The following is a 20,851-nucleotide window of genomic DNA, read 5'->3' as shown; positions in this document are numbered from 1 at the left end:
GCAGAGCTTCGGCGTGTCTGTTTCGTGACAATTCACGTCCCTTAGTTTTACGGGTGAGGCCGTCGTTGACGCGCACCCCGCCGAGCGCGAGTCAGGGCTTTTGGATGTCGCGGTGTTGGGTGGTCTTCGCAGGCTACTCCCCCAGTAGATCCACGCCCCAGATTGATTGCACGAGGCCACCGCTTGGTAGCGACTCGCGGTCGATTGAAAACGCCATGTGGTCTGCCCACTGACCAGCAATAGCCATGTACCTCGGCCTATATCCTTCGTGGGTGAGACCAAGTTTCCGCGCGATGCCAAGGGAAGGCTCGTTCTCAGGGCGAATGTTGATCTCCACGCGATGTATGCCCAACCGCAAAATGAGCAGGTCAATAAACGCCGCCACCGCCAAGCTCGTAATGCCCTGTCCCGCGTAATCCGAGACGATCCAGTAGCCAACCGTCGTGGAATACAGCGCCCCCCTCACCGTGTTTGCCGCCGTTACCACACCGATCACGCGCCCATCCGCCTCGATCATCATGGGGAGAGTGGCGCCCGCTTCCACCTCGGCATCGGTTTTTCGCTGATAATCCGCAAGTGAGGGCAGACACTCATCAACACCCGGCGCGAGCGTAGCCTCCCAAGGCTCCAACCAGTCACGATCCGCCCACCGGACGCGTTCAACCTCACGGTGGTCATAACCCAGAACGGGCCGAATCGTGAGCCTACTAATCGGGCTCGCCCCAGCTCTACCGCCATGACATGGCCCGAACACGTTTTCCCCAGAGGGCGCATAGGTCCCCTCGTCCACATCCACACGTGGCTTGGCGCGGATGAGGCCCCGACCTACGGGATCCTCAATATCGATACGAACCTGCGACTCGGCGAGCCCCCACACGCGGGGCGTGGCGAAGAAGTGCCGGAAAAAACTCATCAATTAATCGAGCACCATGCAACGCAGGGCATCACCGGCACGCACATCCGTCACATTCTCCGGCACAACCGCCAGCGCGTTCGACTCTGCAAACGCGGAAAGGAGAAGCGCATCTGTTGGGCCCATCACCGTGGCCGTGTAGCCCGACGAAGGTTTGCCAGACAGCTTTACCCGCACAAACTCGCGCCTGCCCATTGGCGAGCTCCAGCCCCGATCCACTCGCGCCTGCACAGTTGGACGGTTCAACAAACTCCACCCCTGCATTGCGCGTACGGCCGGGCGCACGTAAACCTCGTAGCACACCTGGGCCGACACCGGATCACCTGGCAAGCAGAAGATCGGAGTCCCCGACTCAACGTGCCCAACGCCAAGGATGTGGCCGGGGAAGGCCGCCACCGAATCAAAACGGATCGTGCCCAGCGAGCCTAAAACCTCACGAACCGTATCGCCCGAACCGTAGGAAATACCACCGGTTGTGATGATGAGGTCCGCTCGAACCAGCTGATCCTCAATGGTCTGGCGCAGCGTCGCCCTCTCATCGGGCACGGCAGCCACGCGGAAAGTTTGCGCACCCGCGTCGCTCAAAGCGGTAGCCAGGGCGTGCCCATTCGCGTCAAACACCGCGCCCGGACGGGCCTGCTCGCCCGGCTCAATCAGCTCATCACCAATCGAAATTATCACCACGCGAGGACGCGGATGCACCTGAATGCGGTTTCGACCAACACCCGCGATCAGCGCGATCTGTCGCGATCCCACGCGCGTACCGCGACCAATCAACACATCGCCCGCACGAACGTCCTGCGCCTTAGGGCGGATATTCTCACCGGGCACCGGGCTACGGGACACCTCCACCTGAGCCACCCCATGATCCGTATGCTCCAAAGCAACCACCGCATCAGCACCCGACGGAATCGGGGCGCCAGAAGCAATCCGGACCGCTCCTCCCGCTATATTCGCCATCGGCTCAACATCGCCAGCGCGAAGCTCCGCAGTAACGTTCAGCTTCACCGGGAGCTCCAGCGAGGCTCCCTCAAGATCCTGAGCCCTCACCGCATAACCATCAAGCGCAGCCAAATCCGCAACCGGAAGGTCAAAGGGTGCTATCACGTCTTCCGCAAGCACACAACCCATCGAATCAGGCAACATCACATCCAACGGAGGCTGCGGCCCAACCGCATCCTGGCAATCGCGATAAAAGTTCGCAACTGACCTCATCACATCTCCCCTTCAAACGGGCAAAATCAGTGGCCTACGCGCACCGTCACGGCACACGGCGAAACATTACAGGCTCAATCCCTTGAGTAGCGCGCGGAACTCATCACCGAGAACCGGGTCTTCAATACCCATCTCCACCACGGCCTGCAAGTAACCCAACTTGTCGCCCGTATCAAACCTACGGCCGCGAATCACAACGCCCGTCACGCCACCGCCCTGGTCTTCCGGCGTCTCAATCAGAGTCTGGAACGAATCAGTCAGCTGAATCTCGCCGCCGCGACCCGGCGGGAGCGTCTCCAAAATCTCAAACACCTTCGGGTCAAGCACGTAACGTCCAACCGAGGCGTACTCAGACAACACCTCATCGATCGGAGGCTTCTCCACAATCTTGTTGAGGCGAAAAACATCCCCGTCATTCAGCCCCTCAATGCCGTCAAGCCCATTCGAAGCCAACGGAATGGCAGTCACATCTGCCGAACCATAAGCCGTAGCCTGCTGCGGCGTCACCTCAAGCAAAGCCACCACGGAGCCGCCAATCTGCTCACGCACCGCGATCATCTTCTCCAACACCGGATCCTCCGGGTGCATCAAATCATCCGGCAACAGTACCGCAAACGGAGCGCCACCCACATGGTGGCGAGCCTGAAACACCGCGTGCCCAAGCCCGCGCGGATGCCCCTGCCGCACCGAATGAATCCGCGCGAAATCCAGGTAGCGCTCGACCGACGCAAGCAGATCCCACTTCTGTCCCTCGCGTAACGCGGCCTCAAGGTCAGGAACAGCATCAAAATGATCCTCAATCATCTGCTTTTGCGCCGCCGAAATCAGCAACAGGTCATCCAGACCCGCCTGCGTTGCTTCCTCAACCACCAGCTCAATCGCCGGACGGTCAACGATCGGCAACATCTCCTTTGGGACCGCCTTCGTCATCGGCAAAAAACGCGTACCGCGCCCTGCTGCGGGAATTACACCATGACGCACCGAAGCGCCCTTCAACGAACTGCTCATAACTCAAGCCTAACCGAGGAGCCCCGCAAACGCGGGTAGCTCAACAAGCGGTGCGCGAACGGGCGAGAGCTTTGCTTCCGTTTTCTCTTGCTCCTCCTTCTCCCCTACCTCTCTCCTTCTACCGTGCTCGACCGGCCTCTCTCCCGGGCCTTTCTTCTGCCCTTTCCCCCCCTCACTCGCAATTCCGACCCAAAGTGCCGGAGCGTACCCTCCCTCATCAACGAGTCCGATCCAAACTGGCCAAATCCACCCCTCGATTGCCACTTCCCCTCACAATCACGAATACCACCCCAGCTCCTTGCAGTATTCAGACCCAAAGTGGCAAAAACCGGCGTACAAAACAGCAGTTTCCGTCTGAATACCCAGCGGCCGCACACGCAAGCAACAGTATTCAGACCCAAACTGGATAAACGAGGAGCCCAAAACGGCACTACCCGTCTGAATCGCGGTTGTATCGCGCGAGGAGGCTTGCGACCCGCAGCCTGATCGCAACAGTTACCAGCTTCTTCCTCGAGCGCATGTGCGAAAATGGGCATATGGGGTCTGAATCGCGCAAGACAGTGTCACAAAAGCAAAACCAGTCCGCCGGTGCGCGGGTTGCGCGCGAAGAGATGCTCCACGCTCTGCGCGCAGCCAGCCACACCTCGCTCACCCCAACTCCGTCCGCACAATTCGTTGACGAGGTCATGCGGGCAGACGATCCGGCCTCACAAATCGAAATTTGCCGACCCCTCTCACAGCCCGTTCGCGAGGGCGATCATAAAGCAACAAAACGCGCACTGCGAACCAAGCTGAGGGCGGAGCGAGAGGCATCACGTGGACAGCTCGACGGCTCACATGTTGCCACTGAAATCTGGAACACCATAAGCCCGGCAGTGCGAAAGCATGGTCTTCCCTGCGCGGTTGCCGGATATGAAGCACTGCTAGGAGAGCTTTCAATCAGCCGATTCATGGCAGCTTCCGAAACATCCGAAATAGAGGTATGGCGCCCCGTTGTCTCCAGCGCGCAGGGCATCAAACTTTCGGCACTTCCCGTCGGATTCGTTACCAGCTCACAGCCGTCACCAGCCGAAAGCAGTGCGCGCATCGATCCGCCAGTCAGCCTCGTCCTCGTTCCCGCTATGGCCGTAGACGAGGATGGAGCCCGACTAGGACAAGGCGGAGGCTGGTATGACCGTGCCCTCACTGCAATCAAGCGCGCCCATCCCACAGCCCTGTTTTTCGCTGCCATACCGGGCAAAACCTACCTCAGCCGTGGCCTGATTCCCACCGAACCACACGACATCCCCATGGACGGTGTCATAACCGAGGCAGGTTGGACTCTCTTTTAGCCTCTTTCGCCTCGTCTTCGAAACATGTGCAGACTGTGGCGTAAGCAAGAGCAATATCCACAGGCTCGCCAGGCTATCGTGCATCCACATCTTTTCAAACCGGTCTATCGCCTCCTCGACAATCTTGAAATCATCAAACACGTGAAAGAAAAACTACGAAACGTCGGGCACTGGATTATCGCGAAAAAGGCGGTCATCGCGATCACGGTAGCGGCCATAGCAGTCTTTCTGACACTCAACGCAGTCATACAACCGCTTGGAACCAACGCGGTTGTGGCAACAAAACGCATAACTGCAGGCGAAATCATTACGGCTCAGGACGTGGAGATGCGTAGCCACGTAGCCGGAGCTCCTCCGGACGTGGCAAGCGATCCTACCCTCGTAGTCGGCCTGCGAACAAGCGTCACCATCGAACCCGAAATACCAATAAGAACCGCGTACGTCACAATCACCGAACAGAGCATGGAAGGGAGGGATACGGTAGCTCTGCCGGTAGTCACCGACGTCGCAGCACTATTCACGCAAGGAGACACTCTAGACATCTACTCACCCGCAACGTGCGAAGACGAAACTCAGAACTGCCCTGCAAGATTGCTCACACAAAAGGCAATCGTAACCAAAGTCGCAATTCCCGCAGAAAGCCAGTGGAACGGGGCACAAACAGCGACTCTGGTATTAGCAATCACACGCAAAGACACTCCTGTAGTTGCCGGAGTTACAGACTCCGCTACAATCACCCTTGTGAAAACCAGCCAAAACTAGGTTCGGCGCAGGCTTCAACCGAGCCCGCCCAACCTCGTTCAGGCAGGTCTCCTAATCCCATCGATTAGATTTCACCAGCACGGTTTTCGCCCACCGGCGTACAGGCCGTTGCAACAGATACGTAGCATGCGCCTACAAGGTAGCAAGCCCACAACTACAAGGAGCAGTCTTGATTCAAGGTTTCAAGGAATTTATTTCACGAGGCAGCGCCATTGACCTCGCAGTTGGCATGGTCATCGGTGCAGCATTCACGCAGATCGTCACCGCACTAACGGACAACATCATTAACCCGCTAATCGGCGGTATCTTCGGGCAGCCACGCTTCGACAACGTCGGACAGTTCACAATCGGCATCGGTGGAGACCCCGCCGTCGTCCAGCCCGGCATGCTTCTCAACGCGATCATCAACTTCCTACTAGTTGCCATCGCACTCTACTTCTGCATCGTTATGCCCATGAACAAGTGGGCCGAGCGCAAGCAGAAGGACGCCGATGAGGCGGCCGAAGATCCACAGCCCGACGCGCAGCTCACCTTGCTCGAAGAGATTCGCGACGAGCTGCGCGCATCCAACAAGTAGAAACGCCCGTCTTCTGACGACCAGCCACGTTAGCTAGCTAAGGAAGGCGAAGTCGGCGAGCCCTCTCAGGGTTCGCCGACTTTCTATTTTCTAGAACCTCCTCGCCAGCCAGGCGCCCGGAGCAGCTTGGCGCCGGAACAAACCGTAGAACCCGCCTCTTACGCGGTGCCAACCTGGCCTCGTTCTCTGCAACGATTCAGACCCAAAGTGGCTAGCACACCTACCTGAATAGACAGTTTCCCTCACGGATGAGGTTTCGGTGATTGGCTTAAACAGTATTCCGACGTAAAACACCCAAAAGAGCACGTAGAACACCACTTCCCCTCTGAATACCAAACTCTTGCAACCACTAGCAGCAGTATTCAGACCAAAACTGGCCGAAACAGGAGGCCAGAACGGCAGTTCCCGTCTGAATACGGGGGAGGGGAAGCCGACGTTGCCCCTATTCGAGCAATATCCGGCGAAAGAAACCAGGCATGGCGCGTGCGGACGTAGCTGAGCGCCAGTTTAGGTCTCGCACGCATAATTGGGAGGCAGTTTGGGTCTCGCACCCGAATTTGGATGACACTTTGGGTCTCGCATGCTAACTGCGGGGGCTTCCGAGTAGCTGCCAGCGGTCCAACTCATAGCAACCCGGGCCAGACTGTTTCCGTACAGGCCCGCTTTACCAGTGGGGCGGCTTGTTCTCGCGAAACTCACGGTCGCGGGCCGATTCCACTACCGGATCAGAGGGCTTGCCGTTCCACTCCGGCGGTTCCAGTGGGCGAATCTGCTCCCACGAAGGACTCCCGCCATCCTCAATGATCTGCAGGTCTGCTCGCGAAACCCGCTCCGCCCGGCGCCGCCTGCGCACACGCGCTGACCGTGCGCATACAGCGGGCGAGGCGGGCAGCCCCTCCCCCATTAAATCCGAGGATTCATCTTTCATCGCGAGAAATCCTACGCGCCACATTTCGCAACACAGCATCAACCTGAGCACCACGCCTGGTCAACCCGAGAGCACTTTGAATCTCGTTCACAACCTGGTCCTCACTGCGCTCCACACCGTCAGACATGATCCACATTGCGATCTCATCCAACTGGTCATCCGAGTAAGCCGCAAGTGGCAAACCGACCGCTATCTCTGGCCGACGTCCTCGTTCAGCGCCGCTTGGTCTCCACACAGTCTCTTCTGCACTGCCGTGAATATCCCGATCAGCCTGTAGCCTCACAAGTTTCTGAGCTACAGTTTCCGTGCCGAGCATCTCCTCATTTGAATCAGACGAGTTCGGGTCTGAATCGGAGGGTGCGTCAGCCTCATTTTCGAAGCTAATTCCCCTCTCATCTGCATCAGCATCCCCATCGGCATCTGCAAGCTCTGCGGACATCGCATCAAGCGCGGCTTCGGCGATGGCCTCAGCTTCGGCTTGGGCTTTAGCTGCCATACGCTCATCCACGGCGTCCAGCACCAGGTCGATGATCGCGTCCGCTTCCTTCTGCGGATCTATAAACACGGCCATCGCAAGCTCGGTCCGCGTCTTCCAACCGTTTGCTTCCAGCAGTTCTGGCCAGTAACGGTCGCGGCGCCGCAGAGACCGTTCCGCGACGTACGTGTCGTCATCGGTCAATATCGCAACAAGTAGCTCGTCAGGGAATTCCGGGTGTCCAATCGCCAGCGGAACGCGTAGCGCCCCTTCAACCCCAAGGTTAGGAATGACCGTTAACCCAATCGAGTACAACCGATCCGCGAGGTCAATCAGAAGCTGATCCGGTTTCGCTTCGAATGTTGGCCACTGGGCGCCATTTTGGGTCTGAATCGCGGAAGACGACGAGGCCGTTTGTTCGTCAAGAAAGACCCCAGCTGCCTCACCACCAGCGCCAGACTCCTGGTTTGCCGCCCCCGCGTCCACGGTTTGCCCCATCTGGGTAACGGGTAGAGGATCCGAACCGGCACTGCCAGATTCGGCCGCAGTGTCGTCAGCTTCAGCAGGAATGCCACTGGCAACCTCGGCGCTAGTCATAAGATCCAACAGCAGTTTGGGCCCGTCGTTAGAGAACCGGTCTTTATCAAACTGCGCGGGGTGTACGGCTGTCACAATGTTCATCTCATCGCCGGCACAGCCCAGCACGCGGGCCAGAAGTTCCAAGCCGCCGGCCTGGGAGATCTCCCCAAAATCGTGCAGTACTCGACCATGCGGCGTTTTCGCATACCCGATAGACAAGATCGCGCGATCGCGCATGATGTCCGTGTTCGAGTTCGGTGTGACAATCACGAACGGGTCAGGTCGTTCCTGCTCGAAGAAGGATTCCAGAGCCGGCGAGGTGGAGACCATCGCATCCAGGTTTTCTCGTATCCGCTCGGCATGCACCTCGTTGAGGGTGAGCACGGCGAGCGACTTCTCCGGATACAACAACGCATGCTCGATGATTATTTCAGTGACCGCTTCAACTTCGGCGGCCGAGGATTCAACGGCCGCTTTGTCGGGCGCGGGCATGCCGCGGCCATCTACGTAAGAAATGGTGAGCTTCGATCCGGCCCTCGGAACCGGTACGGGAACGCCGGTATGTGCAACGCGGTATCGGTTGAACAGACGCCCGACGTACTCATTTACTCGCACAGGTTCGGGGTGGATCTGCGCGGTTACGGTCAGCTGTTGCAGCGCGTCCACGGTTGGCGTCGGATCTGTCAGATCGGCACTGATTACCACCTGGCGTGCGCGTGCAAGCAAAGGCACCAGCTCCGCCAGCGGGAGATGGTTGACATCCTCAAGAACCAAGAGGTCGATGGTCTGCTCCAGCGGTAACAGTTGCGGAACCATAACGGGCACGGTCAGCAAAATCGGGAACATTGCGCGCACGAGCGGCGACGACGCGTATAGAGTTGCCGCAGTGTCGGGCGAAAGTGTTCCGTTGCCGAGGGAGGTGCGTAGTTGCGCTTCTTCTTCAAAGTAGCGCGCCATCTGGTCAACCCGTCGGCGACGAATCTTGTCAGAGGCAACCGCAGCAAGCGACTGCACTTGCTGACGGTCAAGCTGTTGCAACTCACCGATCAGGCTTTGCAGGTTCGCAGGGTCGAAACCACCCAGGCTGGGCACCCGGGTCAGCATGACGCCCAGCGCGGACGCCCACCACGCGAGGTCTAGCTCCTTGTCAACCAGCGAGTCCGGCACGTTGCGCTCACGCAAGTCTTTTACGAGGGCATCAAGGCCGAACTTGTGGAGCGTCTTCATAATTTCAAGGCGTTCCGGAAGTTCGCGCGCCCCGTTAGGGTCGGCATGGAGACGGTCGATGAGCAGGGACAGCTCACCGATGTCGAGACGCTGGAGAGGTCCGTGCGCAGTGGCGAGGTGCGTGTCGAGAAGCTTCAGGTCTTCGCGCACGCTTACGGCCTGTTGTTTTAACTCGTCTAGGTTGGCGGGAACTTTTGGCCACCCGTCAACGGCTTGGTGTTTGCGCCACACGTCGCGTTGGCGCTGCACTTTGCGCAGTTCTTCGTTGAGGTCTTCCACGTAGCGGCCAGGCCGTAGCATGTCTTTTGCGGATTTGACCAAATATTTGCGCTGCCTGCGCTTCATTGGGTAGCCGTGGTCGCGCCTCCATTGTTTAGAGGCGGAGGCGATCACCATATCGGCGATGGGACGTTCAAAAATAGCGGGTTGGAACACGTCCAGCGCTTCACGCACGCCCTCTAGCGTAAGGAGCTGATCTTCCCATTCTTTAAACGTGCTGGCGGGGTGCAACCCGGTTTGCCCGGCCGTCGTTGACATTGCTACGCGCAGTTTTGGCAGTGAGTCGGTGGAGAGCCTCGCAACGATTTCGAGGACGGGGCTGACCTGCTCCGGCGAGGAGATGACGGCGCCAAACCACGCGTCGTGCGCATCGCTCTTGGTGAACATGCCCTGGGCAGAGGCTGTGCGCAGAGCATTTTTTGCTTGGTCGTCCGTGTCTTGCGCGAGGGCGGTTAGCGTATCGGCGGGTAGGCGCACTTTGGTGCGCGGGCCGGGCCTCGTGGAGGTGAGGTCGGTGAGCACCTGGAGGGCGTCGTAGGCAGATACGCCCCATTCGGCTACGGGCCGGTGCAGTTCTTCGGTGTGTTCCGCTAATGATTCGCGTACACGCCGCAACTGCGTGCGCATGAGCTCTATGGATTCGCGGTCTATAAAGGGAGATTCGTCGCGGAATATCCTCTCGAGTTCCGTTACAAGGTTGGATTTCTCATCGCCACTGCTGTCGATGCGCGCCACGGCGTGCGAAAGGCCGGATTCGTCCATGTACCGCCAGAAGGTTTCCCCGCTGTGCTTGTTTGCCCCCACAACGAGGACTTTGCGCCCATTTGCGGCGGCATCCGCAGCAATCGAGGCGAGCATCGGCGTGGGGTTGGCCCCACCTCGCGTATCGAACATGACGTTCGAGCCTGATACGACGGATTCAACGAGGTCTAGCGTTTCCGGTAACTGGTCTCCGATGCCGTGTTCTTTCCACGGGTCGCGGTCGTACGGGTTGGGCTCGCTAAGTTCTTTCTTGATCGCGCTGGCGGCCCGTTTGTTGCCTGCAAGCGCGAGGACGAAGTTGGACCGCAAGAGCGCGTCTGCATTTTGAAGTTCTGTTTGCAGGTCTGATGCGGGGTGTAGGAATAGTGATAATTCCATGCGCTCGTCAGACCTGAATCCGGGCAGGAGGCCAGATAGGGCGCTGCGTAGCCGCGTGATTGCGGGTGCGGCGGTGAAACCATGGGTTTGCCGGGCGGCATTCTCGATCGAGGCGGTGTCTAGTTCGAGGCCGCGAAGGGCAGCGGCTTCGATGAGGCCTGGCGCAACGGTTAGACTGTTGGAGATCCGCACAGTGGGTTCGCCGGCGCCATCGAGTTTAACTTCGGCGGGGCACAGCAGCATGGGGCTGGTGCGGGGGCCGGTTTCGGACTGCCAGACGGCGTGGCCGAATGCCATGTGGATGGGCGCTACGCCGTGTGCGGCGGCAACGTCGCGGGATTGGTTCATAAGGGAGCGAACGGTTGCCCGGGCTCGTTCAGCTTCACTGGGTTCGCGGATGAGGAGCGATAGTGGTGTGGTGCGGAGTGCGAAGAGTTGCGCCATGCCACCGGGGTGCGCATATGTGAGGTCGAGGGTTGACCGCTCCGGGTTTTCGAGGAACTCGCGGGTAACTTCGTTGAGTTCGCGCGCCCACTTGGCTACCGCGTGCCGCATGTCTACTTCGCGAGCGCTGGGAGCGACCGCTTCAACGTCCGCTTTGCGCGTTTTGGCGTCGCTTGCCGCGTCTTGCGCGGGGTGTTCCCTGTTTTTGAAGCCATCGTTGGGCTTCTCATTTAGGGCCATTTCGTCAGCCCGGACCTTCTTAGACCGGTCGGGATCTTGCGATTTTGGGCGAGAGAAAAAACTAGATACCACGATTTCAACACTATCTAAGAGGGCGGACGTGAAGATGTAGGCGCGGCGGGGCCGTTTCATTTCTGCATCTGTCGGGTTTTCAAACGTGACTACCACCACCAACATTTCTTGACATCAAGAGACTTAAGAGTGAGATACTTGTTCTAAATACGCAAAATACCGTGGTTTTGTTCGTTATTCTCGTGATGAACCCAATGGAGAGGAAATCCTGATGGCTACCATCATTTACACTCACACTGATGAAGCCCCCATGCTTGCAACGCACTCGCTTCTTCCTATTATTGAGGCGTTTGCGCGGGCTGCTGGAGTCGATGTTGAGACTCGCGATATTTCTCTTGCGGGCCGCATCCTCGCCGCCTTCTCGGACCGTTTGCCGCCGGAGCAGCAGGTTCGGGACGCGCTTGCAGAGCTTGGCGCTTTGGCGAAGAAGCCAGAGGCTAACATCATCAAGCTTCCTAACATTTCCGCATCCATCCCCCAGTTGAAGGCGGCGGTGAAGGAGCTTCAAGGTCTTGGCTTCGCCCTGCCCGATTATCCTGACTCACCCGCAAATGCGGATGAGGAGGAGGTGAAGGCTCGCTACGATTCCGTGAAGGGTTCGGCAGTGAACCCGGTGCTACGTGAGGGGAACTCGGATCGGCGCGCTCCGATCGCTGTGAAGAATTACGCGCGCAAGAATCCTCACCGCATGGGCCAGTGGAGCATAAGTTCGGCCACCGAGGTGACCACGATGGGCGCAAATGACTTCAAATCCAACGAAAAGTCAATCGTGCTTGATAAGGCTGACACGCTCCAGATTCGTCTGCGCAGCCGCGATGGAGAAACGATTGTACTGAAGGAATCCTTGCCAGTTTTGGAGGGCGAGGTTGTTGACGGCACGTTCATGTCGGTTGCGGCACTTGAGGAGTTCATCGCGAACGAGATCGCGCGCGCGAAAGAGAAGGATGTCCTCTTCTCGGTGCATTTGAAAGCGACGATGATGAAGGTGTCGGATCCGATCATTTTCGGCCACGTGGTGCGTGTTTTCTTCCAGGACGTGTTCGACAAGTTTGGCTCGCAGTTGCAGGCAGCTGGCCTGTCCCCCAATGATGGCCTGGGAACGATTTTCAACGCGCTTGACGAGGGGGAGGTAGAGGACGGCGCGCAGATCCGCAAGGCGTTCGACGACGCGATTGCGGCCGGCCCGCGCCTGTCAATGGTTGATTCGGACCGTGGCATCACAAATCTGCACGTGCCTTCCGATGTCATTATTGACGCGTCGATGCCCGCGATGATCCGCAATGGTGGCAAGCTGTGGGGCCCGAGCGGCGAGGAAGATGACACGATTGCCGTTATCCCAGATTCGTCTTACGCGGGCGTCTACCAAGCGGTGATTGAGGATTGCCAGGCAAACGGCGCGCTTGATCCACGCACGATGGGCACGGTTCCGAACGTGGGCCTGATGGCGCAGAAGGCAGAAGAGTACGGATCGCACGACAAGACGTTCGAGATCCCCGCCGATGGCACCGTAGAGGTTGTGAACGAGGCTGGCGAGGTGCTGATGTCGCACGAGGTGCAGGCCGGCGATATTTGGCGCGCGTGCCAGACGAAGGACGAGCCGATCCGCGATTGGGTGAAGCTCGCGGTGACGCGCGCTCGCCTGTCCTCCACCCCGGCCGTGTTCTGGCTTGATCCTGAGCGCGCCCACGACGCCGCTCTCATTGAGAAGGTGGAGAAGTACCTGCCCCAGCACGACACGGAGGGCCTGTCGATTTCGATCCTCGATCCGGTTGAAGCGGCGAAGCTGTCAGTTGCACGCATGCGTGATGGTTTAGACACGATTAGCGTGACGGGCAACGTGCTACGCGACTACAACACGGACCTGTTCCCTATCCTTGAGCTGGGCACGTCCGCGAAGATGCTTTCAGTGGTGCCGCTAATGAATGGTGGCGGCCTGTTCGAAACGGGTGCGGGCGGATCCGCCCCCAAGCACGTGCAGCAGTTGCTGAAGGAGAACTATCTGCGCTGGGATTCGCTCGGCGAGTTCCTTGCCCTGGCTGAGTCACTGCGCCACCTCTCTCGTTTTGACAACAACCCGCGCGCACAGATCCTCGCTTCTGCACTCGATGAGGCTACGGAGATGGTGCTCAGCGAGGGCAAGTCTCCGGCGCGTAAGCTCGGCCAGATCGATAACCGCAGTTCGCACATGTGGCTGGCGGTGTATTGGGCACAGGCTATGGCTAACCAGACTGAGGACGCGGACCTCGCCCGCGCTTTTGCTCCCGTTGCGATTGCGTTGCGCGAGAACGCGGACAAGATTAACGACGAGCTCATCGCCGTGCAAGGACATCCGGCAGACATCGGCGGCTACTACCGTCCGAACCCGGAGAAAACCTCTGCGGTGATGCGTCCGTCATCGACGTTGAACCAGATTATCGATCAGCTACGCAAGTAGCCGACTTTGGCCTCGCAGTACCAGCTAGTCTCACGAGGCTGTAGCTAGCTGACCAGGCGGCGGGGAACTCTAAACTGGGTTCTCCGCCCTTGGCCGCATGCAGGTTTGCCTTTATGCGAGTCGGGTTCACCAGCTTGCCCGCGCCCCGCTCCACGCAAGGTAATCCCCTCGGGATTTGCTGGAGGATGCACCTACGGGGCTGGTACTTCCACCACGGGGCACTTGGAGAGCACGTCGATCATGGCTTGCCGTTCCTTTTCTTTCACGCTCAGCCCCCATACGTGTTTCACGTGGACTTGGCGGGCCACATACGCGCAGTGGTAGTCAGAGTTTTCAGGGAGCCATTTGTCTGCCGTCAGATTCGCTTTTTCTTCGTTGGCTTGCCCATCTACGGCTAACAGGTTTTGCGGGTCGTTAGCGAACTGTTCCCGCTTGGCTAAATCCCACTGCCAGGCGCCCGCGAACCAGGCGTTGGACAGCGGTACAACGTGGTCGATTTGAACCAGCGGTGACGTTGTATCTCCGCGTTCAAAATACAGCGTGTTGCCCGTGTACGGATCGTTCAAGATCCCGGCAGCCACTACACAGGTTGAGTTACGGCGAAAAACCACGCGATCCATGTCGCGCGCCAATATGTCATTTCGCGTATCGCACCCGTTCATGTCCACGTCAGCCCATGGCTCGCCAAACTCCGCGCGATCGTAGGGCGGCGCATCCACCCACCCGCTAACTTCAAGCGCCAAAAGTTCGTCGCGTACTTTCGACACGGGTACGTCTTCAGCCGCCGACCTGTCAAGATGCATCACTCCAGCCCAGATAGCTGCGGTTACGCCGATTGCGAGCAAAACAAATAGTACGAGGGCGTCGCCGGGCTTCATCTTTTTCACATAGATCACCATGCCTGGCTTTGCCTTGAAAAGCTACTTGGAACTGACGAGGTGTGTATGGCCCAGCCTACGAGGATGGTGTGGATAGACGCCTAAAGGGCCTTATCTTCGAATAGCGGGAGCTCTGCGACTGTGGGTTGCGCGTCGGACTGAAGCCGCCCATACGTGTCAACGTCGATCCGCTGCCCATCGATGAGGAACTTCTGACGCTCCGTCCCCTCCTTAACGAAGCCCGCATTTTTAGCTACGGCACCCGAGGCGGGGTTATTCACCCGATGGCCAAGTTCGAGACGCTCCAGGCCGCGCGTTGTCAGCGCCCAGTTGGCAACCGTCGCGGCGGCCCGACTCATCCATCCGCGACCACGGGCGGCGTCTGTCATCCAATACCAAAACCAGCCGCTCAGGTTCTCCTCGTCAGCAGACACGCATACGAGGCCAACCAGGATGTCTGCTTGGACGATGGCCCACGCCTCATGAGGCGAGTCCGGTTTGATCAGCGCATCGGTATAGGCCTGCGCTTGCGCCAGCGTCAAGACATCTCCTTGCCGCGTCATATCGGCATTGGACGTGAAAGCCCGATAAACCTCGGGCGCATCGGATGCGCGGAGTCGGCGCAAACCCACGGCAGGAACTTCGCAGTTTTCTTCCATTAAAGCCTCACCAGGTTTCACCATTTCATTGAAATGAAGCCGTTTAAGTGCCCCCGAGACGATTCGAACGTCCGACACCCGCTTTAGGAGAGCGGTGCTCTATCCCCTGAGCTACGAGGGCTCAACCTGAAAAAGCCTACCACGAGTGAGCGCCGGCACGTGAATGCGCCGGCACCAAGTGATTAACGGCAGGCGTTAGCGCCGCTCCCACGCAGTGGCCGAGTTTGCAGAGTCGTTACCGCGTGCGGACGGCACGGTCATAACCGGGCAGGTGGAGTGAGTTAGTACGATTTGCGAGGTTGATCCGAGCAACAGGCCAGCAAACCCGCCTCGTCCCCTCGTCCCTACAACCACGAGGTCAACAGCGGTTGAAAACTCGGTCAGAAGCTCCGCAGGCGACCCGTCAATGATGTGTCGCTTAACCGTCACATCGCGGTTGCCAACCACCTTGTCGCATGCCGCGGCAAGCTCTTCTTCCATTTCTTCGTAGAGGCGCTCCCTGTCGATGGTTGTAGGCACCCAAGAGAGCATGCCAGCACCCGTGGCGATGGGAACAGCGGCGATGGCATCAACCTGGGCGCCCCACAGCGCGGCCTCATCAACCGCCTTTTCGAGGGCGCTGTGAGCGGTACGTGACCCGTCAACGCCAGCAACGATGCGCTTAATAGGCCAGAAAGGAGAACCAGACGTGTGGCGCGGAACCACAACGACGGGGCATTTCGAATGGGCGGGAAGCGCTGACGATACGGTGCCAAGAAGCCTATCCGCAATACCGCCGCCCCCGCGCGACCCGACGACAATCAGATCTACTTCTTCCGATAGTTGCACGAGGACGCTCGTGGCGTCTCCAGGCTCAGTAGTGCCGGTAACTTCGGTGAGGCCGTGGCCGCGAAGCCGCTCCAACCCGTGATCAACTGCTTTTTGTGCACCCTGTTGGAGGGCGTCATCGTCAAGGGCGGCGTATCCCCCATCTAGGGCGGCTGCCGAATACGAGGCGAGGGCGTAGGTACACACAACGTGAACGAGCGAGCCGTCTTCTTTCGCGCGAGCCGCCGCCCAGTCGAGTGCCATGTTGGCCTCTGCAGACCCGTCTACCCCCACGAGGATTACTTTCTGCCCAGCCATTGTTGCCTCCCTTGTAGCTTTCTCCTCTATTTTGCACACAGTTTGCTAAAAATGTGAGCCGTACTGAACGGGTTTACTTTTTGGGTACAAAAAAATCCCAGCCTATCGCTGGGACTTTTTCGTCAAACCTTAGAGGCGCACGTAGCTCGGAGCTCCGTAAACCGCAGCGTATTCAACGCTTCGGCCAGGTGCGGGCGAGTGAATCATCATGCCGTTACCCGCGTAGATACCGACGTGGCCGCCGTAGTAAACGATGTCACCAGGAGCCGCTTCGGACGCCGGAATGTGCGTGCCAGAAGCACCGATTCCGTAGGAGGAGTGCGGGAGGCTGTAGCCGAGCTGTCCGTATACGTAAGAGACAAGACCGGAGCAGTCGAAACCACTCGGAGAAGCGCCTGCCCAAACGTAAGGAACACCAATGTACTGCGCGGCTACACCAACAGCTGCGGAAGTGCTAGCCGACGGAATAGAAGCCGGAGCGGCCTGAGCCTGCTGGAAAGATTCCCGCTCATATCCACGGTCAGCAGCCTGATCGCGACCGTTAAGAGGGTTTTCTTCAACTACCTCTTCGACAATCTCAACGCTTACCGATAGGTCGTCACCGGATGCCCATGCGAGGTCTGCCGGAGCGGTGAGGACGGGATTTGCTTGCGCAATGCGACCTTCCTGAATGGTGGGAGGCGCTTTGGGAGCGAGGTCTAGAGCCGAGTCAGGAGCTGCAGTTGCGATACCACCACTAAGGACGGTGAGTGCAAGTCCGGTTGCGGAAACCGATGCAACGCCGCGTACGGGGCTGAGCGATTCAGTAATGTCCGTTAGGGGCGTTACGGGACGGCATGCTCGGCGGTGCCGTGCCTCGATCTTCTTAGCCAAAATATTCTCCCTTAGAAGGTGCCTTATTTAGGTTTTTGAATAACAAGTTCACTTTAACCAACTTGCACCCAAAATGTCACGTAACGATAACGAAGTTGTGAACAGTTCCACTTATTGCTTGCTCACCTGAACGAATATGTGCGGCTCAGCCCATTGCGGAACAGCCACGGATCCCTTTCCTTTCGCGGATTTGCCGTGTTGAGACAGCATCAGCTCCCCGTCCTTGAGGGTGATCGAGATCTCATCGCCTGGTCTCATTTTGATATCGTCTAGGGCGCTCAGCGCACCCACTTCCGATTGCACAGGCTCGCCCAGGCGGGCAAGTTCGGCGGTCTTCGATTCGCCTTCTGCGAGGGTGGTGTGAACGTCAGCAAGGCTGATTAGGCCTTCGGGCAACTCCCATTCGCCGGGCACCGGGTTGCCATATGGGTCTTTCTTGGTGCAGTCCAAGATTTCTTTGAGCCGCTGTTCAACCCGGTCTGACATCACGTGCTCCCACCGGCATGCCTCTTCGTGCGCGAGCGACCAGTCAAAGCCGATGACATCCACCAGCAGGCGTTCAGCCAGACGGTGCTTGCGCATGACTTCGACTGCCATGTCCTCGCCCTCATCGGTCAAAGTGAGGGTGCGATCCTCTTCAACTATCACGAGGCCGTCGCGTTCCATCCGCGCGATGGTTTGAGACACGGTGGGGCCAGAATGTCCGAGGCGCTCAACGATGCGTGCCCGCATGGGGGTGATTCCATCTTCTCCAAGCTCGTAGATGGTTTTCAAATACATCTCGGTCGTGTCGATCAAGTCACGCATTCTTTTCCCCGTCTTGTTGTCTGTGCACTGGAACGCGCGCACGCGCCGCGCCCTATTTGGTCCATTTATTGACCTGTTGCCATAAATGAACCATATTCGACTAGATTCTTCAGTATGGCGACCAAAATACAGATTCCATTTGATCTTTTACCTAAAGATGGGCGTTTCGGCTCAGGGCCTTCGCTTGTACGTAGGGAACAAATTGACCGTTTGGCGGACGGGAATACGCCAAGGTCCCCTTACCTAATTATGGGTACGAGTCATCGAAAGCCACCGGTGCGCAACGTTGTTGGGGAGGTGCGCGAGATGATTGCGCGCCTATTCAACATCCCCGACGGGTACGAAGTTGTGTTGGGTAATGGTGGTTCCACAGCGTTTTGGGCGGTAGCTACGACTTCGCTGATTAGAAAGCGCTCCGCGCACGCGACGTTTGGCGAGTTCGGTGCAAAGTTTTACGAGGAGGCCGCCCGCGCCCCGTTCTTGGACGAGCCGGCGCGTTTTGACGCTCCTGCCGGGCAGCTTGCAACAGTTGAACCGGTTGCGGATGCGGACGTGTACGCGTGGCCGCACCACGAGACGTCCACGGGCGTTATTTCTCCCGTGGAGCGCACACCGGGAGGCCTGTGCTTGGTGGATGCAACTTCGGTTGCCGGCGGGGCCAGCGTGGATATTGCGCAAACGGACGCCTACTACTTTGCGCCGCAAAAGTGTTTTGGCTCTGACGGCGGTATTTGGTTTGCGATCCTCTCCCCCGCAGCGATTGAACGCGCCCAGCAGTTGCACACTGATGCGGACAGGTGGATGCCGCAGTTTTTGGATCTTTCTATCGCGATTGATAACTCGCGCAAAGATCAGACGCTGAACACTCCCGCCCTCGCTACGTTGCTAATGATGCACGCGCAACTTGAGTGGATGCTGGCCCTGGGCGGTTTGGACGCTACGGCAAGGCGGTCGAAGGCGTCAACGGATTTGATTTACATGTGGGCTGAGCACAGCAAGTTTGCCTCTCCCTTTGTTATCGATCCTGCGTTGCGTTCTCCGGTTGTGGCCACCATTGATTTCGAGGGCGTGGATGCGTCCGTAGTTTCGCGGGTGTTGCGTGACAACGGGGTGGTTGATGTAGATCCGTACCGCAAGCTGGGTCGCAATCAGCTACGCATTGGCGCGTTCCCGTCGGTGAATCCGCAAGATGTTTCGGCCCTGCTACGCTGTATCGACTTTGTGGTTGAGCGCCTGTAGCAGCCCGCCCGGCGTTTAGCTTTTGATTTATGAGGCTTATTCGCCCCTATCGAGTAATTTGAGTAAGAGGCCCCACCAGCTGACGTTGTCGGGGCCTCTTGACTGCTCTTAAAGGCTTGCTAATCCGCGGGCTGGTCTCCACCAGCTTCGAGGTCGCGGGCTCGCTCGCGCGGACCGTAGGTGGTGATGGGACGGCGAGACCAGCTGGCCTTTATGCGCACGTCCCAGGATTTGATTGCCCAGATGGCGGCGGCAACGGATACAACAACTGCGGCAATGCCACCCACGGCCAGTGACCAGGGCCCGCCCCAGGTGTCGGCAACCCAGCCGATGATGGGCGCGCCGATGGGCGTGGACCCCATGTAGACCATGAGGTAGAGCGACATGACGCGCCCGCGCATTGCGGGGTCGGTGGAGATTTGGATGGTCGCGTTGGCAGACGTGATCATAGTGAGCATTGCCAAGCCCGTGGGGATGGCCATGATCGCAAATATTTCATAGGTTGGCGCAAGCGCGAGGGCGATGTCGCATATCCCAAAGAGGAATGCGGAGATCACCACGAGGCGGACGCGCGGGAACTTTCGCCGTGCGGCAAGGAGCGCGCCCGTTAGCGAACCGATAGCCATGAATGATCCGAGGATCCCGTACTCACCGGCGCCTTTGCCGTATACTTCGGTGGCCATGACAGCGGAGGTGAGCTGGAAGTTCATTGCGAATGCGGACACGGTTCCAGCCACTATCATGATGACCACGATGTCGGTGCGGCCCATCACGTAGCGAATACCCTCTCGTATCTGCCCGCTTTCACGTTTCACGCGACTGGCGGGGGTAAGCAGGTTCTTATTCATCAATGCAACCGCAGTTACGGGCGCAGCAAATAGAAGCAGGTTGACGATGAATACCCAGCCTGGCCCTACCCATTCGATGACGAGGCCAGCAAGGGCAGGCCCGATTAGCCGAGCCACGTTGAATGCTGCTGAGTTGAGGCCAACCGCATTGGGCAGGGAGCTGAGCGGCACGAGTTCAGAAACGAAGGTTTGGCGGGCGGGCGCGTCGATGGTCGAGAGTATGCCAGCAAGGAATGCGAGTACGTACACGTGCCACAATTGCGCCGTGTTGGTAAGAATGAGGATGCCCAGGATTAGCGACATGAGGCCGATCATGCCCTGCGTGAATTGGATGAGGTTCCTGCGATTAACGCGGTCTACGATCACGCCAGCCCACGGGCTGAACAAAAGGATGGGTAAGAATTGCAGGGCCGTGGTGACCCCGATCGCGGTGGCAGAACCTTGGGAGAGGACGGTGAGTACCACCCAGTCTTGCGCGATGCGCTGCATCCACATGCCGGTGGAGGAAATGATGTTGGCGCCGAACCATAGTCTGTAGTTGAAGTACTTCAATGATTCGAACGTTTTGGACACCTCGTATACCTCCTTTTTCAATAATGCCAGCATCGTTTACACGCCGCTACGTCAGAGAGGGAGCCGGGTTACCCGTCTTGTTCTGTGAACGTTTAGGCCTCTCACCCCGTGCAAGAGGCGCCCGGTTCCTCCTTCTTCCGCTTTGCGTTCGCATAATGGAGCGCAAATTCTAATGCGGCTCGCGAAGAGGTTAGCTTCGCGAGCCACGCCGAGTATTGGGCTGTA

16 protein-coding genes and 1 tRNA gene are annotated in these 20,851 nt (G+C 58.4%); 5 read left to right on the top strand and 12 right to left on the bottom strand.

The features are described 5' to 3' along the window. Positions 1–133 precede the first annotated feature (133 nt). From HMPREF9238_RS07050 to HMPREF9238_RS07040, 3 genes are all read right to left on the bottom strand, one after another. Positions 134–913, bottom strand: a complete 780-nt coding sequence (locus tag HMPREF9238_RS07050) for a GNAT family N-acetyltransferase (RefSeq protein WP_016444771.1) — start codon at positions 911–913, stop codon at positions 134–136. 3 nt (positions 914–916) lie between these two features. Continuing rightward, a complete protein-coding gene (locus HMPREF9238_RS07045) occupies positions 917–2,128 on the bottom strand; it encodes a molybdopterin molybdotransferase MoeA (RefSeq protein ID WP_016444770.1) in 1,212 nt (403 codons plus the stop codon). 66 nt (positions 2,129–2,194) lie between these two features. Continuing rightward, a complete protein-coding gene (locus tag HMPREF9238_RS07040) occupies positions 2,195–3,136 on the bottom strand; it encodes a UTP--glucose-1-phosphate uridylyltransferase (protein ID WP_016444769.1) in 942 nt (313 codons plus the stop codon). A gap of 560 nt (positions 3,137–3,696) precedes the next feature. Here HMPREF9238_RS07040 and HMPREF9238_RS08670 point away from each other — a divergent pair. The 3 genes from HMPREF9238_RS08670 to mscL all read left to right on the top strand — a co-directional run bounded on the left by HMPREF9238_RS08670 (position 3,697) and on the right by mscL (position 5,806). Continuing rightward, positions 3,697–4,467, top strand: a complete 771-nt coding sequence (locus HMPREF9238_RS08670) for a 5-formyltetrahydrofolate cyclo-ligase (RefSeq protein ID WP_232217616.1) — start codon at positions 3,697–3,699, stop codon at positions 4,465–4,467. Positions 4,468–4,545: 78 nt separating this feature from the next. After that, the gene (locus HMPREF9238_RS07025; protein ID WP_232217615.1) at positions 4,546–5,229 is read left to right on the top strand and encodes an SAF domain-containing protein; all 684 of its coding nucleotides are present in this window, start codon (positions 4,546–4,548) and stop codon (positions 5,227–5,229) included. A gap of 169 nt (positions 5,230–5,398) precedes the next feature. After that, the gene (mscL, locus tag HMPREF9238_RS07020) at positions 5,399–5,806 is read left to right on the top strand and encodes a large conductance mechanosensitive channel protein MscL (RefSeq protein ID WP_016444765.1); all 408 of its coding nucleotides are present in this window, start codon (positions 5,399–5,401) and stop codon (positions 5,804–5,806) included. A gap of 664 nt (positions 5,807–6,470) precedes the next feature. Here mscL and HMPREF9238_RS07015 read toward each other — a convergent pair. Further along, complete coding sequence (locus HMPREF9238_RS07015) at positions 6,471–6,734, bottom strand: hypothetical protein (protein ID WP_016444764.1); 264 nt, start codon at positions 6,732–6,734, stop codon at positions 6,471–6,473. Continuing rightward, positions 6,724–11,250: a prevent-host-death family protein gene (locus HMPREF9238_RS07010; RefSeq protein ID WP_156824412.1), complete on the bottom strand. Its 4,527-nt coding sequence runs from the start codon at positions 11,248–11,250 to the stop codon at positions 6,724–6,726. Before HMPREF9238_RS07010 ends, HMPREF9238_RS07015 begins: the two co-directional genes overlap by 11 nt. Before the next feature lie 151 nt (positions 11,251–11,401). Here HMPREF9238_RS07010 and HMPREF9238_RS07005 point away from each other — a divergent pair, with 151 nt between their 5' ends. Continuing rightward, positions 11,402–13,624: an NADP-dependent isocitrate dehydrogenase gene (locus tag HMPREF9238_RS07005; RefSeq protein ID WP_016444762.1), complete on the top strand. Its 2,223-nt coding sequence runs from the start codon at positions 11,402–11,404 to the stop codon at positions 13,622–13,624. Positions 13,625–13,815: 191 nt separating this feature from the next. Here the strand turns inward: HMPREF9238_RS07005 and HMPREF9238_RS07000 are convergent, their stop codons facing one another. From HMPREF9238_RS07000 to HMPREF9238_RS06975, 6 genes are all read right to left on the bottom strand, one after another. Next, positions 13,816–14,502 carry an HNH endonuclease family protein gene (locus HMPREF9238_RS07000; protein ID WP_232217637.1) on the bottom strand — a complete coding sequence of 229 codons (687 nt, stop codon included), beginning with the start codon at positions 14,500–14,502 and terminating at the stop codon, positions 13,816–13,818. 101 nt (positions 14,503–14,603) lie between these two features. Beyond that, a complete protein-coding gene (locus HMPREF9238_RS06995) occupies positions 14,604–15,161 on the bottom strand; it encodes a GNAT family N-acetyltransferase (RefSeq protein WP_016444760.1) in 558 nt (185 codons plus the stop codon). A gap of 48 nt (positions 15,162–15,209) precedes the next feature. Continuing rightward, a tRNA-Arg gene (locus tag HMPREF9238_RS06990) sits at positions 15,210–15,282 on the bottom strand. Between the two features lie 74 nt (positions 15,283–15,356). Further along, positions 15,357–16,286, bottom strand: a complete 930-nt coding sequence (locus HMPREF9238_RS06985; RefSeq protein WP_016444759.1) for a universal stress protein — start codon at positions 16,284–16,286, stop codon at positions 15,357–15,359. Positions 16,287–16,415: 129 nt separating this feature from the next. Beyond that, positions 16,416–17,159 carry a C40 family peptidase gene (locus HMPREF9238_RS09150; RefSeq protein ID WP_016444758.1) on the bottom strand — a complete coding sequence of 248 codons (744 nt, stop codon included), beginning with the start codon at positions 17,157–17,159 and terminating at the stop codon, positions 16,416–16,418. 111 nt (positions 17,160–17,270) lie between these two features. Next, positions 17,271–17,966 carry a metal-dependent transcriptional regulator gene (locus HMPREF9238_RS06975; RefSeq protein ID WP_016444757.1) on the bottom strand — a complete coding sequence of 232 codons (696 nt, stop codon included), beginning with the start codon at positions 17,964–17,966 and terminating at the stop codon, positions 17,271–17,273. Between the two features lie 114 nt (positions 17,967–18,080). Here HMPREF9238_RS06975 and serC point away from each other — a divergent pair, with 114 nt between their 5' ends. Further along, positions 18,081–19,205 carry a phosphoserine transaminase gene (serC, locus tag HMPREF9238_RS06970; protein ID WP_016444756.1) on the top strand — a complete coding sequence of 375 codons (1,125 nt, stop codon included), beginning with the start codon at positions 18,081–18,083 and terminating at the stop codon, positions 19,203–19,205. Positions 19,206–19,324: 119 nt separating this feature from the next. Here serC and HMPREF9238_RS06965 read toward each other — a convergent pair whose 3' ends face one another. Further along, on the bottom strand, positions 19,325–20,647 hold the full coding sequence (locus HMPREF9238_RS06965; RefSeq protein WP_232217614.1) for an MFS transporter: 1,323 nt from the start codon (positions 20,645–20,647) through the stop codon (positions 19,325–19,327). Positions 20,648–20,851: the final 204 nt, after the last annotated feature.

Origin of the sequence: Gleimia europaea ACS-120-V-Col10b, assembly GCF_000411155.1 — a bacterium.
GTDB lineage: Bacteria > Actinomycetota > Actinomycetes > Actinomycetales > Actinomycetaceae > Gleimia > Gleimia europaea_B.
Note: the sequence above shows the minus strand (reverse complement) of the source record. Positions and strands in the feature narration are given on the sequence as shown.